Raw genomic sequence first — 20,991 nt, 5'->3', positions numbered from 1 at the left:
CAGTTTCCAAGGAGATAGGAAATGAAAAAGATTGTTCTTGCTGCCGCTGCCCTCGCTCTAAGCGCCGGCGCTGCCTTCGCTGAAAACCCATATGTTGGCGAACCTGACAACCTCTATGCAAACGACCGCACCCCGGTTGCTGCACAGACCGTTGACCGCACCGCAACCGCTGCGATCAGCACTGCCCACAAGGGCATGGTTTATCAGGATGGTTCTGCAAACCGCTTTGGCGACGCTTCGCCTTCGAGCTTTGAGAACTAAGTTAGCCTGACCACATAATGGGCGTCGCGCAGCAATGCCGCTGACGCCCACATGGCCGGAACCCTCCCAAGCAATCCCGGCCCTCCGTTAATTTCCCCTCCCCTATGGATGGCATACAGGCCACTAGGGACGCCCCGAACAGGCCCTATTGACCGGGTGTCGTTCGCGCGGCAATTCAAAAGGAATACCAAAATGAACAAGCTCATTCTTGCTGCCGCTGCCCTTGCTCTTTCCGCTGGCGCTGCTTTTGCTGAAAACCCACATGTTGGCGAACCTGCTGATCTTTATGCAAACGACCGTACGCCGGTTGCTTCGCAGACCGTTGATCGCACCGCAACCGCCACGATCAACACGGGTTCGACGTATCAGGATGGTTCTGCAAACCGTTTCGGCGATGCTTCGCCTTCGAGCTACCAGAACTAATCCAGCCTGACCGCATAACGGGCGTCGCGCAGAAACGCTGCTGACGCCCGCGCCGGGCCTCAATCACAAACCCGGCCCCCAACAGTTATCTCCCCGAAGGATGGTGCCTTAGCCACCCGGGTGCCCTCACTTGCTCCCGATTGGTTCGGGCGCCATCCGAAGGGCGATCTTTAAAGGAATTTGAAAATGAAAAAGTTTGCTCTTGCTGCCGTTGCCGTTGCCCTTAGCGCCGGTGCTGCTTTTGCTGAAAACCCGCATGTAGGCGAGCCTGCTGATCTCTATGCAAACGACCGCACGCCGGTTGCTTCGCAGACCGTTGATCACACCGCGACCGCCACGATCAACACGGGCTCGACGTATCAGGACGGTTCTGCTCATCGCTTTGGCGATGCTTCGCCTTCGAGCTACCAGAACTAATCAGGATATCGGCGAGAGCTGCTATCTCGTGAAAAGGCGAAGCTTCGGCTTCGCCTTTTTCTATTTCAGGCTTCAATCCCGTTCCGGCGGATAGATGCCATGCCTGAGGCGCGCCGGCTTCAACTGGCGCGGCAACTGCGCGAAGGCCATGCCGTCGAGAAGCAGCGGCTTGATCGTCTCCAGCCGAACCAGAAGCCCGGCATCAAGCGTCGCTCCACCGCCAAACAATGCAGCCTTCAGACCGCCCAACCTGCCGTCTCCGGCAGGTGTAAACCGTGCTGGAGCGCCTTCGCCGTCCATATGGCGGCGAACGACTTCTTCCCAGCCTTCCTGCGGTGTGGCGCCCGGAGCGAGAACCAGAACCCATGGCGTGCGGATTTCGCTGAGAGCCGCTTCCATATCGGTGCCATCGCTGAACGAGCATCCCGCGCCAATCGCAACCAATGCGGTTTCGTCTGAAGATCCTTCATCGATCACCAGAACACGCCGCACCAGCCCCTCCACCACTGCGGGCACGAGCGCCGACAATGTGTGAGCCAGAGGCTTTTCGGAATTCAGTGTTTCAATGATCACAGACAGCATGGGCGCTTCATATATCAACACGGCGTGAACGGAAAGCGGAACGCAGTATGTTCTTGCTTTGTTCTTGTTCTTCGGATAGGAATAGATTCATCAGACAGAGTCGGACAATTACCAGAAGCACCGCCGCATGCAAGCCGTCAGACGCTTGGGCGGATATGCTTTGAAGCTCCGCAGGGAGATGAAGATGGCAGCGATCCAGCACGCAGATATCATCAAGCAGGCCGATGTAGCCGCATTCGGCAATGGCCGTGCGGAGCATGCCAATGCGCTTGTCGGCGAAGCGGGAATGCGCATCGATCACAGCCGACGGCGCGGGCGTGGTGCGGGCATCAATCCGACAGGACGCTTCGAGCCGACCACGCGTCAGGATTTCGACGATGGCTGGACAACGCTTGAGGAACTGCCTGCTTTCAACACCGATGTTCAGGTGGAAAAGCCGCGCACGATCATCACCCGCAACGATTCACCCGACATCAGCTTCGACCGTTCGATCAATCCCTATCGCGGTTGCGAGCATGGCTGCATCTATTGTTTTGCCCGCCCGACCCACAGCTATATGGGCCTGTCTGCCGGTCTCGATTTTGAATCTCGTTTGTTCGCCAAGCCGGATGCCCCGCGCCTTCTTGAGCGCGAACTGGCCAAGGCAGGCTATCAGCCGAAAACCATCGCCATTGGCACGAACACCGATCCGTACCAGCCGATCGAAAAGAAATGGCGCATCATGCGCGAAATTCTCGAAGTGCTGGAAGCGGCCAACCACCCTGTCGGCATTGTGACCAAGTCAGCCCTTGTGGTGCGCGATATCGACATATTGAGCCGCATGGCTGAAAAGGGTCTCGCCAAAGTCGCTCTTTCGGTGACAACGCTGGACGCACATCTGGCGCGCACGATGGAGCCGCGCGCTTCGACGCCGAGCCTGCGCCTTCAGGCTATCCGCAAGCTCACCGATGCGGGCATTCCGGCTTCGGTGATGATGGGGCCGGTTATTCCAGGCATCAACGACCACGAGATCGAACGCATCCTCGATGCGACTTATGCGCAAGGCGCGCGCGAGGCTGGCTACGTGCTATTGCGCCTGCCGCTGGAAGTGGCGCCCCTTTTCAAGGACTGGCTGCTGCGCAATTATCCGGACCGCTACCGGCATGTGATGTCGCTGGTGCGCTCCATGCGTGACGGCAAGGATTACGATGCCGAATGGAGCAAGCGGATGCGCGGCACCGGCCCTTACGCCTGGCAGATCGGCCGCAGATTCGAGATCGCCGCCCGCAAGCTCGGCTTCAACACACAGCGCAAACACCTGCGCACCGATCTGTTCGAACCCGTACAGAAAGGCGGCAAGCAGCTGTCGTTGTTTTGAAACCACGCGACATGCGGACTCAAGCGCAATTGAACCAGAGTAAAACACGGAGATCGGTAAAATCACGCTTTCTGTAAAAAGGACTTAGAGCACCGATCAGATCCTGTTGGATCGAGACGCAACCGAAGTCCAAATCGGCTTCCGCCTGTCCCCCTCAGGCGGATAAGGTCCTGCTTCCCGCCACCATTCCTCTTGGCAGGACCTTGCGGAGAATCGGAGGCAATGCGAACATCGCCACCTTATGAAACGCACGGCTTCTGATTCTCCCCTTCTCTTCGATATTCCGCTAGTGCCCGACTTCTCTGAAGAAGCGAGGCTGCTGGCGCGGGGGCTTCGTCATATTGTCGGTATTGATGAAGCGGGACGCGGGCCTCTGGCCGGGCCGGTCGTGGCTGCTGCCGTGCTCCTGGATGCAAGCGATGTTCCCGACGGACTGGACGATTCCAAACGCCTCAATGCAGCCAAACGTGATGCTCTCTATGAGACAATTCTCGCAAAGGCCATAAGCGTCTCGGTTGCCAGTCTCAGCGCACGCAGCATCGATGTCAGCGACATTCGGAAAGCCGCGTTGGAAGCCATGCGCCGTGCCGTGCATGGGCTGATCTTGCAGCCATGCCACGCACTGATTGATGGGCGTGATGTTCCGCCCGGCCTGCCCTGCCCCGGTTCCGCCCTTGTGAAAGGCGATCAGCGCTCCGTGTCGATTGCAGCGGCCTCCATCGTCGCCAAGGTAACGCGAGACCGCATGATGGAACGCGCAGGCAGCGTACACACGGTCTATGGCATGGAAGTTCATGCAGGCTATGCAACCGCCCGCCACCGTGCCGCCATTGAAAGCGACGGTCCGGTGCCCGGCCTTCACCGCTATACATTCGCACCGATCAAAGGACGCTTTGAGCCTCATACTTAAGCGCATCTCGTAGAGAGAAATGCCGGCACGAAAATAAGTCCACTGGATTGATTCCTGTCCAACTTCGATTGGAAAAGATAGACGCGTCACACTGGAAACTGCATCAATCCAATCCAAGCGGATTATCAGGCGCCCTTGTAAGCGATCAACCAGATCGCCCGGTTGTGTCATCCGTTGCCGCCGGTAGCATCATTCTTTTCGAATGCCCGTGTGCCCGCGAATGGCTCATCCACTATTCCACTGGTATGCACCGCCCCATTGGTGCCCCCTCCGAGTCTTACAAAACAAAAATGCCGCCCTTTCAGGCGGCATTTCAAAACTCTAAAGGTCGCGAAAACCTTAGTTCATGTTCGACTTGACCTGAACCAGTGCGTCCTTGAACAGACCGCCGGAGACCTTCGTGTCAACCTTGTCAGCGACAAGCTTGCCAGCGGCAGCAACGGCGAGATCCACTGCCGAAGCGCGGACGGCATTGATAGCGTCGACTTCAGCGGTTGCAATCTTCTGTTCGGCCAGCTTGTTACGGCGGGCCACATATTCTTCAGTCGCACGCTTGGCATCTTCGAGAAGAGCCTTGGCTTCGCGTTCGGCAGCAGCGACGATATCGCCGGCTTCCTTTTCGGCTTCCTTACGCTTGCGATGATATTCAGCCAGAAGCTGTTGTGCTTCTTCGCGCAGCGTACGGGCTTCTTCCAGTTCCTTCTTGATATGTTCGGCGCGCTCATCGAGCGAACGGCCGACCATAGCCGGAACTTTCAGATAGGCGAGGATCGCCAGGAAGATGATGAGGCCAACAAGTGCCCAAAATGTAGCGTCCATTGACCTCTCCTCAGGCGTTCGCGGCCTTGACAGCGGCTGTTACCGAAGCCTTGTCGGCCTTGGTGCCCAGAAGCTGTTCGACGATTTCAGCCGTGGTTTCCTCGGCGATGGTGCCGACGTCGCTCATGGCCTTGGCCTTGATCGCAGCGATGCGGTCTTCGGCGTCCTTGAGCTTGCTTTCCAGAGTGGCTTCAGCAGCAGCGCGCTCGGCGTCTGCTTCGCCCTTGCCCTTTTCGCGAGCGGCTTCAGCAATCGAAGCAGCCTTGGTGCGGGCCTGGGCCAATTCCTGCTCATAAGCAACGATGGCGTTGTCGGCATCCTGCTTGAGACGGGCAGCCTGCTCGAGATCCTGAGCAATGCGGTCACGACGGGTCTCGATCACGCCGCCGATGCGCGGCAGAACCACGCGGGACATGAACAGATAGAAAAGACCGAACGTGATCGCCAGCCACAGAACCTGTGAGGCGTAATGGGTGGAATCGAACGGAGGGAATACGCCGCTGCCGTGTCCGGCATCGTGCGCGACCCCGGTTTCGGTGTGCACAGCATCGGCTGCGCCGTGCTCGCCAGCAGCTGGTGCCGGTTGCGATTCGGTGGCGGTTTGGGCAAACGCCGTGGACACGAACATCCAGATTTCCCCTTAAATCCAGCATGACCTGATCCGAAAACCGGTTCCCGTCTTCCGGGATCATGCCTACTCAGACGTCATATGCAAAGGCCAGCCGCGCTGCATTTCAAGATACAGATCGCGGCAGGCCAGACTCTTAAACCGTTTATTAGACGGCGAAGAGGAGCAGAAGCGCGATGAGCAGCGAGAAGATGCCCAGAGCTTCCGTAACGGCGAAACCGAACACCAGACGGCCGAACTGGCTGTCAGCAGCGGACGGGTTGCGCAGAGCGCCGGAGAGGTATTGGCCGAAGATGTTGCCGAGGCCGAGAGCCGTACCGGCCATACCGAAACAGGCGAGACCGGCGCCGATGTACTTTGCTGCTTCCGCTTCCATGTTAAGCTCCTTCTGGATTGAAATATAAGCGCGGATTTCAGTTCTGGCGGTCGCCCGCCGGTTTGAACTCAGTGTCCCGGATGTACTGCGTCGTTGATGTACATGCAGGTGAGAACGGTAAACACGTAGGCCTGGAGGAAGGCTACGAGGAATTCGAGTGCGGTGATCGCAACCGTCATGATGAGCGGCAGAACCGCGCCGCCGACGCCGATCGGACCAAGGGCTGCCAGCGAAACAACGAAGCCGGCGAAAACCTTGAGCGTGATGTGGCCTGCAAGCATGTTCGCAAAAAGACGAACCGAGAGGCTGATCGGACGCGACAGGAACGAGATGATTTCAATGGCGACAACCAGCGGCACGATAATGCCGGGAACACCGCTCGGCACGAACAGCTTGAGGAAGCCAAAACCGTGCTTGAAGAAACCGTAGATGATGACCGTACCAATGACCAGGCACGCGAGAGCGAACGTCACGATGATCTGGCTGGTTACAGTGTAGAAATAAGGGAAGAGACCGATGAAATTCGCGACCAGCACGAACATGAACAGCGAGAAAACGAAGGGGAAGAACTTCATGCCCTTCGACCCGGCCGAATCCCTGAGGCTTGTCGCCACGAATTCATAGGCCATTTCCGAAACCGACTGCAGACGGGTCGGGATAAGACCGCGACCCGACGACGTCAGATAAAGGAAGCCCGAAGCGACCACGACAGTTGCGACCATGAAAGCCGAAACATTCGTGAACGACAGGTCAACGCCGCCTACATCGATGGGAATCCACCGAGAAATCTGGAACTGATGGATCGGATCGTTCGCCACCTTAACCTCGTCTGTCTTCCCTGCCCGAAGGCGATTTGGCCTACCCTAAGGCGATTTAGTCTGCCCTAAGGCGACCTGGTCTACCCGAAGGCGTTTCAGTCTCGGGGCCCGACATGCATCCGGCCCGCCTATCACTTACACTTGAACGAACTTTACCGTAAAGTCCGCCAAGGCTTATTTCCTGTCACTCTTTTCCGCGTTAGTCTTAATGCCGCCTTGATCGGCGACATAACCTACGGAACGAAGCACATTGAGGACACCCGCTGCGAAGCCCAGTAGGAGAAATACGATCAATCCCCAAGGCGACGTGCCGGCGACACGATCGATAAACCAGCCAAGCACCGCACCCACCACGATTCCCGCGATAAACTCGCTGGAAAGCTTCATGGCCTGCGCGACCGAACTTGCCGTTTCCGACCGCTCCTCCTCGGAAGCTGGCTTTTTGAACATGCCCTTCTTGACCAATTCGGCCTCAAGACGGTTCAAACGCTGATCCAGCCCCCCGGAAGCAGGTTGCCCTTGCCCATCCTTGACAGCACCGGATGGCTTTTCGGGCTCAATTCCCCGTGCCATTGGCAGCTCCTTTTTTCAAGAAAGGCAGGTTCACAACCCCATTTCCAAGTTGCGCGCAACATATTGACACGCCGCCCGCTAGTCAAGGCGGTGAAGGCACTGCTCCAGAAGGTTTTTTATACTTAAAAAACAATTGGATAGCGAATGGTGCGACTCATTTTCCGCCCAAAGACGAAGAATGTGGCGCGAATCCTTCACTTTTTCGTTGCCGCTATCCCCAGCAGATCGCAGACGTTGAGCTGCATCCCGTCAGAACATCAGCTCCAGCCGCCGCCATAGGTGCGGTAGAACACATGAAGGCCTATCTTGGTCAGCTTCTTCATGGTCGGCGCCCAGAAGGGCTTCACATAGGTCGCATGATAATGTGTGGCTGAACCCACTTCCGGCAGCCAGATCTGGCCGGACGATACCGTCTTTGCCACCTGCTGCGCCATGCGCCATTGCGGCATCTCGGTTACACGATGCTTCTGGCCATCGCAGGCAAAGGAAAACTGGCAGGCATTGAGCCAGTCGCGATTCTGATAGACCGCACCGCAGATCGTGTTCGGATAGGCCGGATTGCGCACGCGGTTCAGCACCACCTGCGCCACAGCCACCTGCCCCTTGACCGTCTCGCCGCGCGCTTCGAAATAGACCGCTTCGGCAAGACACTTCTGTTCGCTCGCACTAAATGCCGAAGGCGGCAACGGAGTTGCCGCCCATCCATGATCTTCATCGCCGATCGGCGGGACAAACCGCCCCGCGCTCGGATCCGGTTTCAGGATGCTCTCGAAGGGAGAGGTTTTTCCATAATCAGGCGCGGATGGCGCATAACCCAGCGCCAGCACATCCGGCTGGTCGTTGGTGATCAGCTTGGCCAGCTGCACCGGCATTTCTGCTCTCGGCTTTGGCGGCTTCACGGCATGGAAGGCCATGGTGATGCCGATTTCCTTGCCTTCGAGCTTGCTGGAGAAAGCCATCTGCGTATCGGTCTTTTCCGGCGGACGGGTGATCATGCTGATCTTGTCGAACATGCTGCCCGCCGTGAACGCCTTGGCTGGCGCCTTTGGCTTGACCGAGACAAGGCGGCCCGTCTTATCGGTACGGTTGATGCGGTTTTCATCCGGATTTGGATCATCCGGGCCGAGCTTTGCGGTCTTCTTGCCGCCTGAAAGCGCCACACGACCGATGCCCGGCACTTCAATGCCGTTGGTCGCAATGCTGCCGGTCACCGTCGTTGCGTCGACAAAAGGCATTTCCGCCTGATGCACGGAGCCAACGGGCGCCTTGGCGACGAAAGCCGTCCAGCGATGCGTGCCAAGATCGGCGGAAGGCACGAGGCTCGCCATATCCTGAAAGGCAATCGCATTGGAATTAAAGAGATAGGCGAAAGCTGTGAGCACCAGCGGGATCAGGCGCTGCGGCTTGCGGGCGATGTGGCGCGGCTTCGCGCGCACGGCATAATAGCGGCCCTCTTCCGGGCAATAGCCCGTGACAGGATAATGCCATACCGGCTCAGCGACGGTCTTCCGACGACCAAACAGCGCTCGTATCGACACAAGACGCACCGCACACTCCACTCACACAGACTTCTGTTGTTCTCGCGCACATCGTGTCCGAGCCGCGTTTTCACGCATTTCGGGATATGCTTAACAACGCTGATAATGGAGTATTAACCTTGATGTATCGTTAACGGGCTTCCGTTTACTAATTGAAAAGATTGATTAATTTAGAATTAACGCCGTCAGCCCGGCGTTTGTTTTCATTGCGTTTTTGGCGCGAGCGGGTGACAAGGGACAGAAATGACCTGACGGGACGAAAGTTATTTCGTCAAAAATCTACACGCAGATTACCGATAAGGAGCCGCGATGCGTAGCTGGAAACCCGGACAGATATTTGCCGCCCTCCTCTCCATGCTCTCGCTATTGCCGGTCACGGCCAAGGCAGAGCTTCAACGCGAAGACGAGCTCATTTTCGCGGATACGCCGAAAGTCACGCGCTGGGCGGCAGTACACGTCACGCCGGATGAAACGGTTGGCGACCCCTATTATCATGTCGAGGTTGTCGAACATCCGAAGGGCGCGAAGCCATGGGTCTTCAAGCGGCTGTCACTGCATATGGTGATAACCGGTGACGCGCTTGAGAAAAGCCGCATCAAATCCCGGGCAAGAACCTATACTTATAAGGATGTCGAGTTTCGCATCGTCTATAAACACTGGCTCAACAACAAGCAGGAACAGGCGCAAACGCCGGTTTGTAAGACGACAATCGACGAGTGCCTGAAGGTTATTTCTACTGATTAGGTTCAGCTTCATAGGCCGCGTCGAAAAAGGCTTTCTCCAGTTCCACTGCCCGCCGGAAAAAATCCTCGCACTTTGATGCAGCCGCCGGGCCGACACGGTCGAGTTCTGAACGCAGAAAGCCGACGAATTCCACAAAATATGGATTGTCGTGCAGGATGATCCATTCGGCGAAAACGAAATCCTCCGGCAGCGGCTTCGGCGCCTTGTCTGCCCAGTCGAGATAAAGCCACTCAGCAACGGTCAGCACAGACAGGCAAGCAGCATAGGAGCCGGACTTTGCAGCTTCCAGCATCAGCGCCTTGAATCCGGTCGTCGCCGTCGCATCGGGTGTATCGAAGCGCGTTGCGTCATCGACCTTCAGCGTTTCGAAAGCATGCTCGAAATAGGAATTCTCGTCATTGCTGATCATGCCAATGAAGCGCCCCAAGGTCAGCTTCGCGTCCATCCTGTCGCAATTGACGAGCGCACCGCCCAGCAAGGACAGGAAACAATCGATAAAACGATGATCCTGAACCAGATAGCGCGTCATCACGTCTTTCGATGCTGTTCCAGCATAGATTTCCCGGACCAGACGATGCGTCACTGCCTGTGTCCAGAAGGGTTCCGTGCTCTGCCGCAAACGATCCGTAAATCGTTCGGACGCGGCTTCGACATTGTTCAGCATAGACAAGACGTTGCTCCATGGCGCGTGAATTGATTGGGAGCCGAACCTTATCGGCGTCAACCATAGTTCACAATGAACTTGTGAAAGCCCCAATCATCTGTGAAAAGCACTTCATCTCTTCGTTGCGCATATTCGGGTCAGAGCGGACATCATGATCAAGAAAACTCTCGCTGCCGTCGTGCTCATTGCTATCGCTTTGTTTGGCTATACCAAGGTCATGGCGCGGGTCAGCCTCGTCGAGCCTCCCGTCGCCGCGCCGGCAGAACAGCAGGCCGATGCGATCCGTGTTGAAAAGGCCAGCCGCCAGATGACCCTGCTGCGCCAGGGCCAGACGATTGGCACCTATCGCATATCGCTTGGCAGCAATGGCGATGGCGGCCACAAGCAGCGCGAGAGTGACGAGAAGACACCGGAAGGGCAATATGTCATCGACTGGCGCAATCCGCGTTCGATGGCGCATCTGAGCCTGCATATTTCCTATCCGAACGAAGAGGATCAGCGGGCAGCCGCGGCGGGCGGTTATGCGCCGGGCGGCAATATCATGATCCATGGCCTGCCGAACGGCTGGGGCTGGCTGGCATCCATGCACCATTTGTGGGACTGGACCGATGGCTGCATTGCCGTCACCGACGCCGAAATGCGCGACATCTGGGCAAAAGTGCCAAACGGCACGCCGATCGAAATCCTGCCCTAAAGCTCTATCGCTTCCGCATAATCCGGCTATGCTCACCGAACGGGATGACACACGTTTGGAGGGGAAGGATGACAGCCGTTTTCAAGTCGGCCTGTATAGGTGGTTTCATTGCAATGGTGGTTCTGGCATTCGCGGGAAGCGCCGTCGCCAAGTCGCCTTGCGACGGGGTTACCGCCAGTTTGACCAAGCAACAGCGGGCCGATTACACAGCCCTGATTGCCAAGAGCTTTCGCAAGAAAGTGAAACCAACCGCCATCACCATCGAGACATTCATGAAGAGCGGCGACTGGGCCGTCGTTTATGCCGATGTTCTGGTCGCGGACCCCGGCTATTTCTTCTTCAACCTCTCAGGCAAGACGCCGAAACTCAAAGACGTTTGGGGCGGCATGGCTGACAGAAGTGAGGTGCCGGAGCTGGTCAAATGGGCGAAGAAGCTTGGTGCGAATGACAAGGTTGCCAGCTGCTTTGCCGATACGGCGACAGCGTCCTGACGACACCCGTCAGGACAATGCACCTTCAGCAATCACTTGACGGACCAGCGGTCGATATCCGCATCCTGACCGATCAGCGCCAGACCGGTGGCAATGGAATCGAACTGGTTGGAGCTGGTCACCGCCGCATCGGGGAAGCGGCTTTCAAACACAGTGCGGATGACCGGCACGAAGGACGTACCACCGGTCAGGAATACACGGTCGATATTGCCGGATTGAATTCCGGCCTTGTCGACGGCCTCTTCCACCGACTGCTCGATCTGGCGCACATCCTCGGCGATCCAGTTTTCGAAATCGTTGCGGGTGATATCGGAGCGGATTTCAAAATCATCCGCCTTGAAATGCAGTTCCGCCATGCGCTCGGATGACAGCCGGACCTTGAGGTTCGAAACGGCGCGATAAATCTCGTAACCGTAATCGTTCTCTATGAGATTGATGAAATGCTCCAGCGCTTCCGGCTCGACCGCCTGCTTGGCAAGTTCGGTCAGGTCGCGGATCGTCGCGGGCGAGTTCATCAGGAACAGCGTGTTCCAGCGCGCGAAATTTGCGTAATAATGGTTCGGCATGGTCAGGCGCTTGCCGAAGGATTTGTATTCCGTGCCCTTGCCGAGCAGTGGTGAAACCGCATTGTCGATGATGCGATAGTCGAATGTATCGCCTGCAATGCCAAGACCTGTCTGGCTCATCGGTGTGAAGGAAAGACCGCCCTTGCCCACTTCAAAACGCACGATGGAAAAGTCGCTCGTGCCGCCGCCGAAGTCGGCCACCAGAACGGTTGAATCCGCCTTCAATTCCTGCGCGTAGAAATAGGCCGCCGCCACCGGTTCATAGACATAGTGAATGTCGGTAAAGCCGAAAGCGCGAAATGCTTTTTCATAGCGCTGCATCGCCAGCTCCTCGTCCGGCGAGGCGCCTGCGAAAATAACCGGACGCCCGATCACCACGCGATTGCCCTTGGGCGGCAGCCGGTCGCCGAGACGCGCCGCAACCGTTTCGAGAAAGGTCGTCAGAATATCCTCGAACTTGAAGCGCTTGCCGAAGACCGGCGTATCGGTGAAGGATTTCGACGCCGCGAAGGTCTTGAAGGATTGCAGCATGCGCGTCGAATGCGGTGCGTTGACAAAAGCATCCATCGCCCATGGGCCGCTTTCTACCGTGCGTTCGCCGGTTTCGCGATCCTGCCAGAAACAGAGGATCGAGCGATAGCCAGTCACGTCGGCGCCATCCTTGACGACGCTCAGCACGGCCGCCGAACCATCGGGGCTGGCAACGGACAGAACCGTGTTGGTTGTGCCGAAATCGATGCCTAATGTCACGCCATCAAATGGGCTCTCAACAGCCTTCGTCATCACTGCACCTTTTGGGAGAAAATCGGGGAGCGGGCGGATTAGCAGCCGCGACGGCCAAGCTCAACCCGTTAATGTGCGTTTTGATGCCAATGGATGAGATCGACGCGAAAATAAATACCTGAAACACCGGCCCCAATCCGTCATGTAACGAACGGAAAAGAAGTTTGAAGTAAAAGATTGTAGGTTTTTTGAAACTTTATAGAATTTTTGTTTTCAGACTGTTAGGTTTCGACCCCGCATCCGGAGTGGTTCACCTTTCAGAGCATAATCCGTCCAAATCTGTTCTAATGACACCGCCTGAACTGCTCCCTTATTTGTTCTCACCGCATGAATGCAACGCCGGGTGATTTCGTCCGACTGCATAATGCTCCAGGCTGTCCAACAAATGAAAGCGATACTCATGGCGTTTCTCTCACGTACACTTCTCGCCACCGTCTTGCTGTCTGCAAGCGCCCTGCCCTTTGCAGCGCTGGCTGAAGAAGCAGCGGGCCAGCCGCTCGCAACCGGCTATCACAGCAGCGGTCAGGTTACCGCCGAGGTCAGCGGCGCCATACGCGACGGTGACAAGCTGACCGTCAAGGTTCGCTTCAAGAATGCCACGGAAGGCGACAACGTTTCCTCGACGCTTTACAGCTCCATGTCGGACAAGGAGTACGAGAACGATTATTACCTTCTCGCTGGCGACAAGAAGTATCTGCTGCTGAAGGACTCCGAGGGCAAGCCGCTCACGCCCACCTCCGTTTCGCTGTTCGGCAAGGGGCCTGTGGTCGGCGTCTGGCATGGCGTCTTTCCGGCCCCGCCGAAAGACCAGAAGGTGACGCTCTATATCAAGGGGGTCGAGCCGCTCGGACCATTCGCCGTTCCCGCCGAATAGGGGGAACAGCCAATGGCTACGATCCATCGATTGACCCGTTACGGTCTCATCAGCCTTGCTGCGCTGTGCCTGCCATCTGTCGGAACAGCGCAGGATGCAGGGCTGAATACGGATAAGAGCGCCTATATTCGTGATCTTGTGCCGGAAATCCGCGATCTGGTTTCAGCATCGGGCGGCACGGATGGCAACGCACGCGGCCTTTCGGGCGCAGCGCAACAGATTGTCGAGAAGAGCGGCAACATCATGATGCGCGAGACAGATAACAGCATCGTCCTGTCTGTCACGAGCGATATCCTGTTCGGCTTCGACAGCGCCAAGCTGACGGCTAAGGCCAAGTCCACACTGGGCGATGTCGTCAAGATATTGGACAGCACACCGGATTCCACCGTGCAGGTTGTCGGCCATACGGATTCAAAAGGTTCCGACAGCTACAACCTCAAGCTTTCGAAAGCGCGTGCCGGAGCGGTTGTCGAGTTTCTAGTCGGCAATGGCGTGCCGTCAGCACGCCTGAAACCGGAAGGGCGTGGCGAAAGCGAACCTGTCGCGCCCAACGACATAGAGGGTAAGGACAATCCCGATGGTCGCGCCCAGAACCGGCGTGTCGAATTCGTGCTGCCAAAGGCATGATGCCGTCTGTTCAATAGCGTCAAAAGAAAAAGCCCGGATCGCTCCGGGCTTTTTTGCATCATGCTTATCGCTTCTTCTTGGCGCGACCGGCGAACGGATTGTCCGAGGTGCGCAGCGCGAGGCGGATCGGCACGCCCGGCATGTCGAAGGTCTCGCGCAGGCCGTTGATCAGATAGCGCACATAGGATTGCGGCATCGCATCGGGGCGCGAGCAGGACACGACGAAGCCCGGCGGGCGGGTCTTCACCTGCGTCATATATTTCACCTTCAGGCGGCGACCGGAAACGGCCGGCGGCGGCTGATGGGCGATCACGCCTTCCAGCCAGCGATTGAGGCGGCCGGTAGAAATACGGCGGTTCCAGATCTCATGGGTCTTCACGACATTTTCCATGAGCTTGTCGAGACCCTGTCCGCGTTCGCCCGAAATCGGCACGGCGCGAAGTCCGCGCACCTGCGGCAGAAGGCGGGCGGTCTTTTCGTAAAGATCGGCCAGAACCATCTGGCGGTCTTCGATCAGGTCCCACTTGTTGAAGGCGATGACCGGTGCGCGACCTTCACGGATGATCAGATCGGCGATCTGCAAATCCTGCTTTTCGAAAGGGATCGTCGCGTCGAGCACGATGATCACCACTTCCGCAAAGCGGATGGCGCGAAGGCCGTCGGCGACCGACAGCTTTTCCAGCTTTTCCTGCACGCGCGACTTGCGGCGCAGACCGGCAGTGTCGAACAGCTTGATCTTGCGACCGTGCCATTCCCAGTCGACCGAAATCGAGTCACGGGTAATGCCCGCTTCCGGGCCGGTCAGCAGGCGATCTTCGCCGAGCATCGTGTTGATCATCGTGGACTTGCCCGCATTCGGGCGTCCGACAATGGCAATGCGCAGCGGCTTGGTCGCATCATAGGCCGGGATGACTTCTTCATCCGGATCTTCGATGTCGTCGCCGATCAGCTCGCCGACAGCTTTCGGCGTGAAGACTTCGTCTGCGGTTTCGGCTTCCTTCTCATCGGCAAAGACGCGTTCTTCGCCCAGAAGTTCGACAATGGCGTCACGCAGGTCGGGCATGCCCTGACCATGTTCAGCCGAAATCGGGCACGGTTCGCCAAGACCGAGCTGGAAGGCGTCGTAAAGGCCCGACTGCGCGCCGCGCGCTTCGGCCTTGTTGGCCACCAGCACCACCGGCTTGCCGGAACGGCGCACCAGTTCGGCAAAGGTGTTGTCGGCAGGCGTCAGGCCGTTCTTGGCATCGACCACGAACAGAACCGCATCGGCTTCGCTGATGGCGGCTTCCGTCTGGGCGCGCATGCGCGCTTCCAGCGAGTCGTTGGCGGCCTCTTCGAGACCAGCCGTGTCGATTACCTGAAACTTGAGGTCGTAGAGCTTGGCGTCATGGATGCGCCTGTCGCGCGTGACGCCCGGCAGGTCGTCCACCAGCGCCAGCTTGCGGCCGACGAGACGATTGAACAGCGTGGACTTGCCGACATTGGGACGCCCGACGATAGCGAGAGTGAAACCCATGAACGAAAATTACTCCAGAAAGAAACAGGGCCGGTTCAAGACCAGCCCCGAAGGTAGCCTTTGTTTAACTTTGTGCCGCAACGCCTGCGCTGCGCATCAGATCCAGCATGGTGTTAGCGCGCTGGCGGATATTGGCCTGTGCCAAACCGTCATCGGCGATCTGCTTGAACAACTTAGCCGCATCGTCGTAGCGCTCGGCCTTCCAGGCCGCAAGGCCAAGGGCTTCGCGCGCGCTGGAGCGCATCGAATTGCCATCGGCAGACAGGGTTTCGACGCGCTTGGCGACATCGTCATAAGAACCGCTATCGACCAGCAGATAGCCCGCACGCAGGCGAGCCACATCACGCAGAGGGCCCGGCACGGCATTGTCGGCAGCGATATCGTCGAAGGCCTTCACGGCGCCAGCTGCGTCGCCCTTGCCAGCAAGTACCGAAGCCGCGCGCAGGCGCGCCAGAACCGGATAGGAACCGTAGCCGGTCTTCTCCAGATCGTCGAGCGCGGCAAGCGCTTCGTCGTTCTTGCCTGCCGATGCAAGGTCAAGCGCCGCGAGGAACTTGTCACCGGATGCAGACGCCTTGCTGTCGGTCCAATGCTGATAACCGACCCAGCCAGCAGTGCCCAGAACGACGGCAACGGCAGCACCGATCACGATCGGGCCGAAATTCTTCCAGACCTGCTTCGCCCGTTCCGAACGGAGTTCTTCGTTTACCTCGCGAATGAAACTGTCGTCTGCCATGGACCTGCCATTGTTCTTGAATCTGGTTTACGAAATAGATGTTCTGGCGCTTTTAGTCGGAATTGTCGCCATATGTAAGACCCGTCTGCGAAATAAGCAGATCAAGCCCCGCGTAAAAGTGAATTTCGGTCCGACCTTCGCCATATTCAAGGGATAGCGAGGTCATATCCCCCTTCCCGGCATCCGATTTTCCCGGTATCTGATGGCAATGCGCGTTTTCTCCCCCAAAACCCTTCTCGCTCTTTCCCTGTCGACGGCTTTTTGTGCGCCTGCCGGGGCGACATCGCCGGACCTGAGTGCCGAAGCCGACGCTGCTGCCGCCAAAACGCAATATGTGCTGATTTCCTTCGACGGCGCGCATGACAATGCACTTTGGACGCGCTCACGCGAACTCGCGAAGAAGAACAACGCCCATTTCACCTATTTCCTGTCCTGCGTCTTTCTGATGACCCGGAAAGGCCGCACCAGCTATCAGCCGCCACACAAAAAGGCGGGTGCGTCCAATGTCGGCTTTGCCCAGACCCATGATGAAGTCGTGGCCCGGCTTGGCAATATCTGGCAGGCGCATCTGGAGGGCAACGAGATTGCCAGCCACGGCTGCGGCCATTTCGACGGCACAAGCTGGTCCACCGCGGACTGGAACAAGGAAGTCGGCGAGTTTCGCCGCATCGTCGCCGACGCCTACAAGAACAACGGTATCGACGGCGAGCCGGACGGCTGGCGCGACCTCGCGCTGCACGGCATCAACGGCTTTCGCGCACCCTATCTCGCGGCTTCGAAGCCGGTGCAGGACGCGCTGAAGGCCAATGGTTTCCGCTATCAGGCCTCATCCGTCACACGCGGGCCGGAACTGCCCCAGATCACAGGCCAGTTCGCATCCTTCGGATTGCCGCTGATCCCGGAAGGCCCGTCGCAGCGCCCGATCGTCGGAATGGATTACAATCTCTATGTCCGCCATTCCAAGGCCAAGGAAGCACCGGAACAGTCGGCAGCCTTCGAGGACCGCGCCTATAAGGCGTTTCGCACCGCCTTCGACAAGCAATATGACGGCGAGCGCATTCCCTTGCAGCTGGGCTTCCATTTCGTGCTGATGAATGACGGCGCATACTGGCGGGCCATGGAGCGGCTTGTTTCGGAAGTCTGCACCAAGCCCGATGTCAAATGCACCACCTATGGCGATTATCTGAACAGCCTCGACAAAAACACCGGCCACGCTGCGCAGAACAGGTCGTAGCCGGCGTTTTCCAAACCCTCATGTTGAGGAGGCGCGTAAGCGCCGTCTCGAAGCACGAGCGTGCCGTTGCCCTTCCTTAAACGCCCTGTGGTGTTTCCAGATTTTCACGATCCAGCGACGGCAGCGGCTCGCCATGGATGGTCGCCTCGAAGGCGCGCAGACGCTTGTAGATCGACAGAAGCTCGATGATCGTCGTCCATGAATTGACGAGATACTGGAACGAACCCTGCACCTGCGAGAACACATTGCTGATCTGGCTCATCAGGCCCAAGGTTAGCTTGCCTGCCACGATGGACGGAATGAGGATGACCGTCGGAAAGATATTGTCCGCCTGCAGATAGAGAATGCGGGCCACGTTGAAATAGACATAGTGGAAATAGAGCCGGAAATAATTGTGCCGGACATTGCGGAACAATTCGCGCATTGTAACCGGCCCCGCGCGATCATCATGATCCTCGCCATAGACCAGTTCCTTACGATAGGCCGCTTCTACGCGCTGATTGTTGAATTCCAGCCCCGGCAGCTTGATGCCGACCAGCGCCAGCAGGCCTGTACCGAAGACCGCCCAGAAAATCGCCGCCCAGACAAGCGCATGCGGGATGACGCCGACGATCGGTAGTTCATTGATCTTTTCTGAAAAGGTGAACAGGACCGGCAGGAAGGCGATCAGTGTCATGACGGCCTTCACCAGACTGACGCCCAACTGTTCCAGCGTTGAGGAAAAGCGCATCGTGTCTTCCTGCACGCGCTGCGCCGCACCTTCGATATGACGCAATTGCGGCCAGTGGCTCATGTAATAATCATTCATCGCCGTACGCCAGCGGAAGATGTAATGGCTGACGAAGAAAAGGCTCAACACACCGATCGTGACCGCGATGAAGGCGATGCCGAGGAAGTCGACCGTGCCCCAATAGAAATCGCTGGCCGTGACTGAACCCGGCGTCGACAGCGCCTTCTGCACCATATCGTAGAACGGACCATACCAGGCATTCACCGCTACGCTGGCCTGCACGGAGAAATAGGTCGTGAACAGGATCAGCGCCGAACCAAGGATCGACCAACGCTGCCAGGGATGCGGCGAGAACACTGCCCAGAACGCGTAGAACGCAAAGGTCACCACTGCGAAATAGATATAGAACCAGAGGAACGGCGCGGACCAGAAAATGCTGGCGCCGATGATCGGCGCAGCGTCCGCAGCTGCTGGCGGCATTCCGAATATGCGCCCAAGATTTTCTCCCCCCATATACCAGCCAAGGACAGCCAGCAGGCTCCAGAGCACGACAGACGGAAAGAACAATTTGGGGCGGGGGAAGAAAGATACGAACACGAAAAGGGTCCCGATTCTATGGGGTTATCGCCCCCATAGAATGCCTGTTAGCGTGCCTTTACCAGTTAAATCTTTGTAAGATTTTGCCAGAAACCTCATTAGTTTCCTGCTTTTAGCGCCCTACTTGGCCTTTTGACCGGCAAGCACGCCAATGACAGCAACAGCCACCAGCGAAAGCGCTGCCGCGAGACTGGCCGAGGTGAACGAGCCGGAACGCTGCGCCATGTAACCGGCGACCAGCGGCCCGACAATCTGCCCGATGCTGAACGACACGGTCATACGCGCCAGTGCCCGCTTTGGCGATGCCGGAGCCAGAACCCGCGCAATCTGGAGACCGAAAGCCGTCAGCGCCATGAAGGTCATGCCCAGAAGCGCGCCGCCGACCAGCGGGCCAACGGGCGGCGCGATGACGACGCTGGCAGCAACGCCGATGGCTTCCAGTAGCGCCGTCAGCGCAAAAGCATTGAACAGGCCGAACTTTTTCGCCGCCGGAGACCACAGCCAGATGGATGGCGCGGCGGTCAGGCCGGTGACGATCCACACGGCTGCTTCCATCAACGGTCCGCCTTCATTGGCGCGCACGATGGCGATCAGAAACGTCGCGGTGATGACATAGCCGAAGCCGAAAATACCATAGGCAAGCGCCAATGCGTTGAAGGCAAAGCTTTTCGGCAAAGCCGGTTCACGTGTATTGCCGCCATTGCCGCGCGGCCCTTCGCGCACCAGAAAGATCACACCCACCAGCATGACCAGCGTAAGCAGCGCCGCACCGACCCAATCCGCACGCCAGCCAAGGCCGGAAAAGCGGATGGCAGCGACCAGCACCGCCGAGATGGCAATACCGCTGCCCACCCCGCCGAAATGCACCGCGCCAAGCCCGCTGCGCTCGGCTGCGGTCACATGGCTGAGCACGATGGCCGTGCAAAGGATCATCGTCACCGCGCTGATGAAACCGGCAGCAAAGCGGATGGCTGCAAACATCCAGACGCCGTCGAACAGCGCCATTGCCGCGCAAAGCACCGCGCTGATGATGAGACCAGCGATGACGCTGGCGCGTTCAATGCCTGCCGACCAGCCATAGCCCGCCGCCACAGCGCCAAGCAGATAGCCGATATAATTGGAGGAAGCGATGAAGCCTGCATCAGCGGCGTTGAAGCCAAGATCGGCCATCATGCCCGGGAGGATCGGCGTGTAGATGAAACGGCCAATGCCCATTGCAGACGCCATTGCGAGAAAACCGCCCAATGCATAACGGATCGCCGTCTGGTGTTGAGCGGAGTTGGGGGAGGATGACATTGAAATATCCGAACGGGAAAAAGCTGACTTGAGAAAGTTCGACTTGGGAGAGAACTGGGTCATGCGCCGCAAAATACCCCTCAAGCGCGGGCGTACAATTGAATTTTTCTGATGGAAGCGATCAAGGGGAATAGGGGAATAGGGGAATAGGGGAATAGGGGAATAGGGGAATAGGGGAATAGGGGAATAGGGGAATAGGATTAACAACGCCTCGGCCGTCCGCAACCAAAACATACTGCCTTATTCCCCTACTGCCCTACTTCAATGTGGAAATATCGCGCTTGGGGAGATCAAAATGATCGCGGTTCAAAAACTCATTTCTATGACTGGTCTGTGTGCATCCATCTTTCTGACTGCCGGCGCGGTTCAGGCGGCGGAACTGAAGTCCATGGAAGAGGTCGGTGCGGCATTGCAGGCCTGCTGGTCGCCGCCCGCCGGTACAAAGAACTCATCCGTCACGCTGAGCTTCAGCTTCAAGCGCGACGGCAGCCTGATCGGCACGCCGCGCGCCACGGCGATCAATATGAAGGGCGATGCAAAGGCCAGAAAGGCTTTTGCAGATACCGCCATTGAAGCCGTGCAGAAATGTACGCCGCTGCAACTGGCTCCCGCGCTGGCGCAAGGGATCGGCGGTGGTGTCTATACGATGCAGTTCACCTCCCCCGACAAATAGGCGCGAACGCTCGGCGGCGTCCAATCATGGCTTGCGAATCACATAAGTATGTGCTTATGTGTTA

25 protein-coding genes are annotated in these 20,991 nt (G+C 57.7%); 12 read left to right on the top strand and 13 right to left on the bottom strand.

The features are described 5' to 3' along the window. Positions 1–21 precede the first annotated feature (21 nt). From ACTJKP_RS07510 to ACTJKP_RS07500, 3 genes are all read left to right on the top strand, one after another. On the top strand, positions 22–261 hold the full coding sequence (locus ACTJKP_RS07510) for a hypothetical protein (RefSeq protein WP_440630201.1): 240 nt from the start codon (positions 22–24) through the stop codon (positions 259–261). Positions 262–453: 192 nt separating this feature from the next. Then, positions 454–684, top strand: a complete 231-nt coding sequence (locus ACTJKP_RS07505) for a hypothetical protein (protein WP_440630200.1) — start codon at positions 454–456, stop codon at positions 682–684. A gap of 186 nt (positions 685–870) precedes the next feature. Next, positions 871–1,101, top strand: a complete 231-nt coding sequence (locus ACTJKP_RS07500) for a hypothetical protein (protein WP_078338003.1) — start codon at positions 871–873, stop codon at positions 1,099–1,101. A gap of 72 nt (positions 1,102–1,173) precedes the next feature. On the opposite strand, the gene ACTJKP_RS07495 is transcribed toward ACTJKP_RS07500, so the two are convergent. Continuing rightward, positions 1,174–1,683: a glycosyl transferase gene (locus ACTJKP_RS07495; RefSeq protein ID WP_440630199.1), complete on the bottom strand. Its 510-nt coding sequence runs from the start codon at positions 1,681–1,683 to the stop codon at positions 1,174–1,176. Between the two features lie 184 nt (positions 1,684–1,867). On the opposite strand from ACTJKP_RS07495, the gene ACTJKP_RS07490 reads away from it, so the two are divergent. Beyond that, complete coding sequence (locus ACTJKP_RS07490) at positions 1,868–3,040, top strand: PA0069 family radical SAM protein (protein ID WP_440630198.1); 1,173 nt, start codon at positions 1,868–1,870, stop codon at positions 3,038–3,040. A gap of 241 nt (positions 3,041–3,281) precedes the next feature. Then, positions 3,282–3,950, top strand: a complete 669-nt coding sequence (locus tag ACTJKP_RS07485; protein WP_440630197.1) for a ribonuclease HII — start codon at positions 3,282–3,284, stop codon at positions 3,948–3,950. Positions 3,951–4,289: 339 nt separating this feature from the next. Here ACTJKP_RS07485 and ACTJKP_RS07480 read toward each other — a convergent pair whose 3' ends face one another. The 6 genes from ACTJKP_RS07480 to ACTJKP_RS07455 form a co-directional block, all read right to left on the bottom strand. Continuing rightward, positions 4,290–4,769: a F0F1 ATP synthase subunit B gene (locus ACTJKP_RS07480; protein WP_078337999.1), complete on the bottom strand. Its 480-nt coding sequence runs from the start codon at positions 4,767–4,769 to the stop codon at positions 4,290–4,292. 10 nt (positions 4,770–4,779) lie between these two features. After that, positions 4,780–5,397, bottom strand: coding sequence for a F0F1 ATP synthase subunit B (locus ACTJKP_RS07475; protein ID WP_440630196.1), 618 nt, complete (start codon positions 5,395–5,397; stop codon positions 4,780–4,782). Positions 5,398–5,545: 148 nt separating this feature from the next. Beyond that, entirely contained in the window at positions 5,546–5,773 is a 228-nt protein-coding gene (locus ACTJKP_RS07470; RefSeq protein WP_002963544.1) for a F0F1 ATP synthase subunit C, read from the bottom strand. A gap of 68 nt (positions 5,774–5,841) precedes the next feature. Continuing rightward, positions 5,842–6,591, bottom strand: coding sequence for a F0F1 ATP synthase subunit A (locus tag ACTJKP_RS07465; protein ID WP_078337997.1), 750 nt, complete (start codon positions 6,589–6,591; stop codon positions 5,842–5,844). 174 nt (positions 6,592–6,765) lie between these two features. Next, positions 6,766–7,164: an AtpZ/AtpI family protein gene (locus tag ACTJKP_RS07460; RefSeq protein WP_440630195.1), complete on the bottom strand. Its 399-nt coding sequence runs from the start codon at positions 7,162–7,164 to the stop codon at positions 6,766–6,768. A 257-nt stretch (positions 7,165–7,421) separates the two neighbouring features. After that, positions 7,422–8,711 carry a cell wall hydrolase gene (locus ACTJKP_RS07455; RefSeq protein WP_078337995.1) on the bottom strand — a complete coding sequence of 430 codons (1,290 nt, stop codon included), beginning with the start codon at positions 8,709–8,711 and terminating at the stop codon, positions 7,422–7,424. A 300-nt stretch (positions 8,712–9,011) separates the two neighbouring features. On the opposite strand from ACTJKP_RS07455, the gene ACTJKP_RS07450 reads away from it, so the two are divergent. Beyond that, positions 9,012–9,446: a DUF5086 family protein gene (locus tag ACTJKP_RS07450; RefSeq protein ID WP_440630194.1), complete on the top strand. Its 435-nt coding sequence runs from the start codon at positions 9,012–9,014 to the stop codon at positions 9,444–9,446. Here ACTJKP_RS07450 and ACTJKP_RS07445 read toward each other — a convergent pair. After that, positions 9,436–10,110: a TenA family protein gene (locus tag ACTJKP_RS07445; protein WP_440630317.1), complete on the bottom strand. Its 675-nt coding sequence runs from the start codon at positions 10,108–10,110 to the stop codon at positions 9,436–9,438. The two genes, ACTJKP_RS07450 and ACTJKP_RS07445, sit on opposite strands and share 11 nt — an antisense overlap. A 151-nt stretch (positions 10,111–10,261) precedes the next feature. Between ACTJKP_RS07445 and ACTJKP_RS07440 the strand changes: the two genes are divergently transcribed. Both ACTJKP_RS07440 and ACTJKP_RS07435 read left to right on the top strand, forming a co-directional pair. Next, the gene (locus tag ACTJKP_RS07440; protein ID WP_440630193.1) at positions 10,262–10,804 is read left to right on the top strand and encodes a L,D-transpeptidase family protein; all 543 of its coding nucleotides are present in this window, start codon (positions 10,262–10,264) and stop codon (positions 10,802–10,804) included. A gap of 68 nt (positions 10,805–10,872) precedes the next feature. Next, positions 10,873–11,295, top strand: coding sequence for a hypothetical protein (locus ACTJKP_RS07435; RefSeq protein WP_440630192.1), 423 nt, complete (start codon positions 10,873–10,875; stop codon positions 11,293–11,295). Between the two features lie 32 nt (positions 11,296–11,327). Here ACTJKP_RS07435 and ACTJKP_RS07430 read toward each other — a convergent pair whose 3' ends face one another. Then, on the bottom strand, positions 11,328–12,644 hold the full coding sequence (locus tag ACTJKP_RS07430) for an Hsp70 family protein (RefSeq protein ID WP_113534692.1): 1,317 nt from the start codon (positions 12,642–12,644) through the stop codon (positions 11,328–11,330). A gap of 385 nt (positions 12,645–13,029) precedes the next feature. On the opposite strand from ACTJKP_RS07430, the gene ACTJKP_RS07425 reads away from it, so the two are divergent. After that, a complete protein-coding gene (locus ACTJKP_RS07425) occupies positions 13,030–13,518 on the top strand; it encodes a hypothetical protein (protein WP_440630191.1) in 489 nt (162 codons plus the stop codon). 12 nt (positions 13,519–13,530) lie between these two features. After that, positions 13,531–14,145, top strand: a complete 615-nt coding sequence (locus ACTJKP_RS07420) for an OmpA family protein (protein ID WP_440630190.1) — start codon at positions 13,531–13,533, stop codon at positions 14,143–14,145. Between the two features lie 64 nt (positions 14,146–14,209). Here the strand turns inward: ACTJKP_RS07420 and der are convergent, their stop codons facing one another. Together der and ACTJKP_RS07410 are read right to left on the bottom strand one after the other, a co-directional pair. Further along, a complete protein-coding gene (der, locus tag ACTJKP_RS07415; RefSeq protein WP_078337988.1) occupies positions 14,210–15,661 on the bottom strand; it encodes a ribosome biogenesis GTPase Der in 1,452 nt (483 codons plus the stop codon). 64 nt (positions 15,662–15,725) lie between these two features. Beyond that, positions 15,726–16,397: a tetratricopeptide repeat protein gene (locus ACTJKP_RS07410; RefSeq protein WP_113534691.1), complete on the bottom strand. Its 672-nt coding sequence runs from the start codon at positions 16,395–16,397 to the stop codon at positions 15,726–15,728. Between the two features lie 208 nt (positions 16,398–16,605). Between ACTJKP_RS07410 and ACTJKP_RS07405 the strand changes: the two genes are divergently transcribed. Next, positions 16,606–17,631, top strand: a complete 1,026-nt coding sequence (locus ACTJKP_RS07405) for a polysaccharide deacetylase family protein (RefSeq protein WP_440630189.1) — start codon at positions 16,606–16,608, stop codon at positions 17,629–17,631. A gap of 76 nt (positions 17,632–17,707) precedes the next feature. Here the strand turns inward: ACTJKP_RS07405 and sbmA are convergent, their stop codons facing one another. Both sbmA and ACTJKP_RS07395 read right to left on the bottom strand, forming a co-directional pair. After that, positions 17,708–18,958, bottom strand: a complete 1,251-nt coding sequence (gene sbmA / locus ACTJKP_RS07400) for a peptide antibiotic transporter SbmA (protein WP_440630188.1) — start codon at positions 18,956–18,958, stop codon at positions 17,708–17,710. A 120-nt stretch (positions 18,959–19,078) separates the two neighbouring features. Further along, on the bottom strand, positions 19,079–20,254 hold the full coding sequence (locus tag ACTJKP_RS07395; RefSeq protein ID WP_440630187.1) for a YbfB/YjiJ family MFS transporter: 1,176 nt from the start codon (positions 20,252–20,254) through the stop codon (positions 19,079–19,081). Between the two features lie 295 nt (positions 20,255–20,549). Here ACTJKP_RS07395 and ACTJKP_RS07390 point away from each other — a divergent pair, with 295 nt between their 5' ends. Further along, the gene (locus ACTJKP_RS07390) at positions 20,550–20,927 is read left to right on the top strand and encodes a hypothetical protein (protein ID WP_151588782.1); all 378 of its coding nucleotides are present in this window, start codon (positions 20,550–20,552) and stop codon (positions 20,925–20,927) included. The last annotated feature ends 64 nt before the right edge of the window (positions 20,928–20,991 follow it).

Origin of the sequence: Brucella sp. 22210 (assembly GCF_052045675.1) — a bacterium.
Classification (GTDB): Bacteria; Pseudomonadota; Alphaproteobacteria; order Rhizobiales; family Rhizobiaceae; genus Brucella.
This window is presented reverse-complemented; position numbering and strand designations above follow the sequence as displayed.

Bases quoted from the DNA above. Each gene is read 5' to 3' on its own strand.
- ACTJKP_RS07510 (WP_440630201.1), top strand. From the start codon at position 22: ATGAAAAAGATTGTTCTTGCTGCCGCTGCCCTCGCTCTAAGCGCCGGC.
- ACTJKP_RS07505 (WP_440630200.1), top strand. From the start codon at position 454: ATGAACAAGCTCATTCTTGCTGCCGCTGCCCTTGCTCTTTCCGCTGGC.
- ACTJKP_RS07500 (WP_078338003.1), top strand. From the start codon at position 871: ATGAAAAAGTTTGCTCTTGCTGCCGTTGCCGTTGCCCTTAGCGCCGGT.
- ACTJKP_RS07495 (WP_440630199.1), bottom strand. From the start codon at position 1,683: ATGCTGTCTGTGATCATTGAAACACTGAATTCCGAAAAGCCTCTGGCT.
- ACTJKP_RS07490 (WP_440630198.1), top strand. From the start codon at position 1,868: ATGGCAGCGATCCAGCACGCAGATATCATCAAGCAGGCCGATGTAGCC.
- ACTJKP_RS07485 (WP_440630197.1), top strand. From the start codon at position 3,282: ATGAAACGCACGGCTTCTGATTCTCCCCTTCTCTTCGATATTCCGCTA.
- ACTJKP_RS07480 (WP_078337999.1), bottom strand. From the start codon at position 4,769: ATGGACGCTACATTTTGGGCACTTGTTGGCCTCATCATCTTCCTGGCG.
- ACTJKP_RS07475 (WP_440630196.1), bottom strand. From the start codon at position 5,397: ATGTTCGTGTCCACGGCGTTTGCCCAAACCGCCACCGAATCGCAACCG.
- ACTJKP_RS07470 (WP_002963544.1), bottom strand. From the start codon at position 5,773: ATGGAAGCGGAAGCAGCAAAGTACATCGGCGCCGGTCTCGCCTGTTTC.
- ACTJKP_RS07460 (WP_440630195.1), bottom strand. From the start codon at position 7,164: ATGGCACGGGGAATTGAGCCCGAAAAGCCATCCGGTGCTGTCAAGGAT.
- ACTJKP_RS07450 (WP_440630194.1), top strand. From the start codon at position 9,012: ATGCGTAGCTGGAAACCCGGACAGATATTTGCCGCCCTCCTCTCCATG.
- ACTJKP_RS07445 (WP_440630317.1), bottom strand. From the start codon at position 10,110: ATGCTGAACAATGTCGAAGCCGCGTCCGAACGATTTACGGATCGTTTG.
- ACTJKP_RS07440 (WP_440630193.1), top strand. From the start codon at position 10,262: ATGATCAAGAAAACTCTCGCTGCCGTCGTGCTCATTGCTATCGCTTTG.
- ACTJKP_RS07435 (WP_440630192.1), top strand. From the start codon at position 10,873: ATGACAGCCGTTTTCAAGTCGGCCTGTATAGGTGGTTTCATTGCAATG.
- ACTJKP_RS07430 (WP_113534692.1), bottom strand. From the start codon at position 12,644: ATGACGAAGGCTGTTGAGAGCCCATTTGATGGCGTGACATTAGGCATC.
- ACTJKP_RS07425 (WP_440630191.1), top strand. From the start codon at position 13,030: ATGAAAGCGATACTCATGGCGTTTCTCTCACGTACACTTCTCGCCACC.
- ACTJKP_RS07420 (WP_440630190.1), top strand. From the start codon at position 13,531: ATGGCTACGATCCATCGATTGACCCGTTACGGTCTCATCAGCCTTGCT.
- der (WP_078337988.1), bottom strand. From the start codon at position 15,661: ATGGGTTTCACTCTCGCTATCGTCGGGCGTCCCAATGTCGGCAAGTCC.
- ACTJKP_RS07410 (WP_113534691.1), bottom strand. From the start codon at position 16,397: ATGGCAGACGACAGTTTCATTCGCGAGGTAAACGAAGAACTCCGTTCG.
- ACTJKP_RS07405 (WP_440630189.1), top strand. From the start codon at position 16,606: ATGCGCGTTTTCTCCCCCAAAACCCTTCTCGCTCTTTCCCTGTCGACG.
- ACTJKP_RS07395 (WP_440630187.1), bottom strand. From the start codon at position 20,254: ATGTCATCCTCCCCCAACTCCGCTCAACACCAGACGGCGATCCGTTAT.
- ACTJKP_RS07390 (WP_151588782.1), top strand. From the start codon at position 20,550: ATGATCGCGGTTCAAAAACTCATTTCTATGACTGGTCTGTGTGCATCC.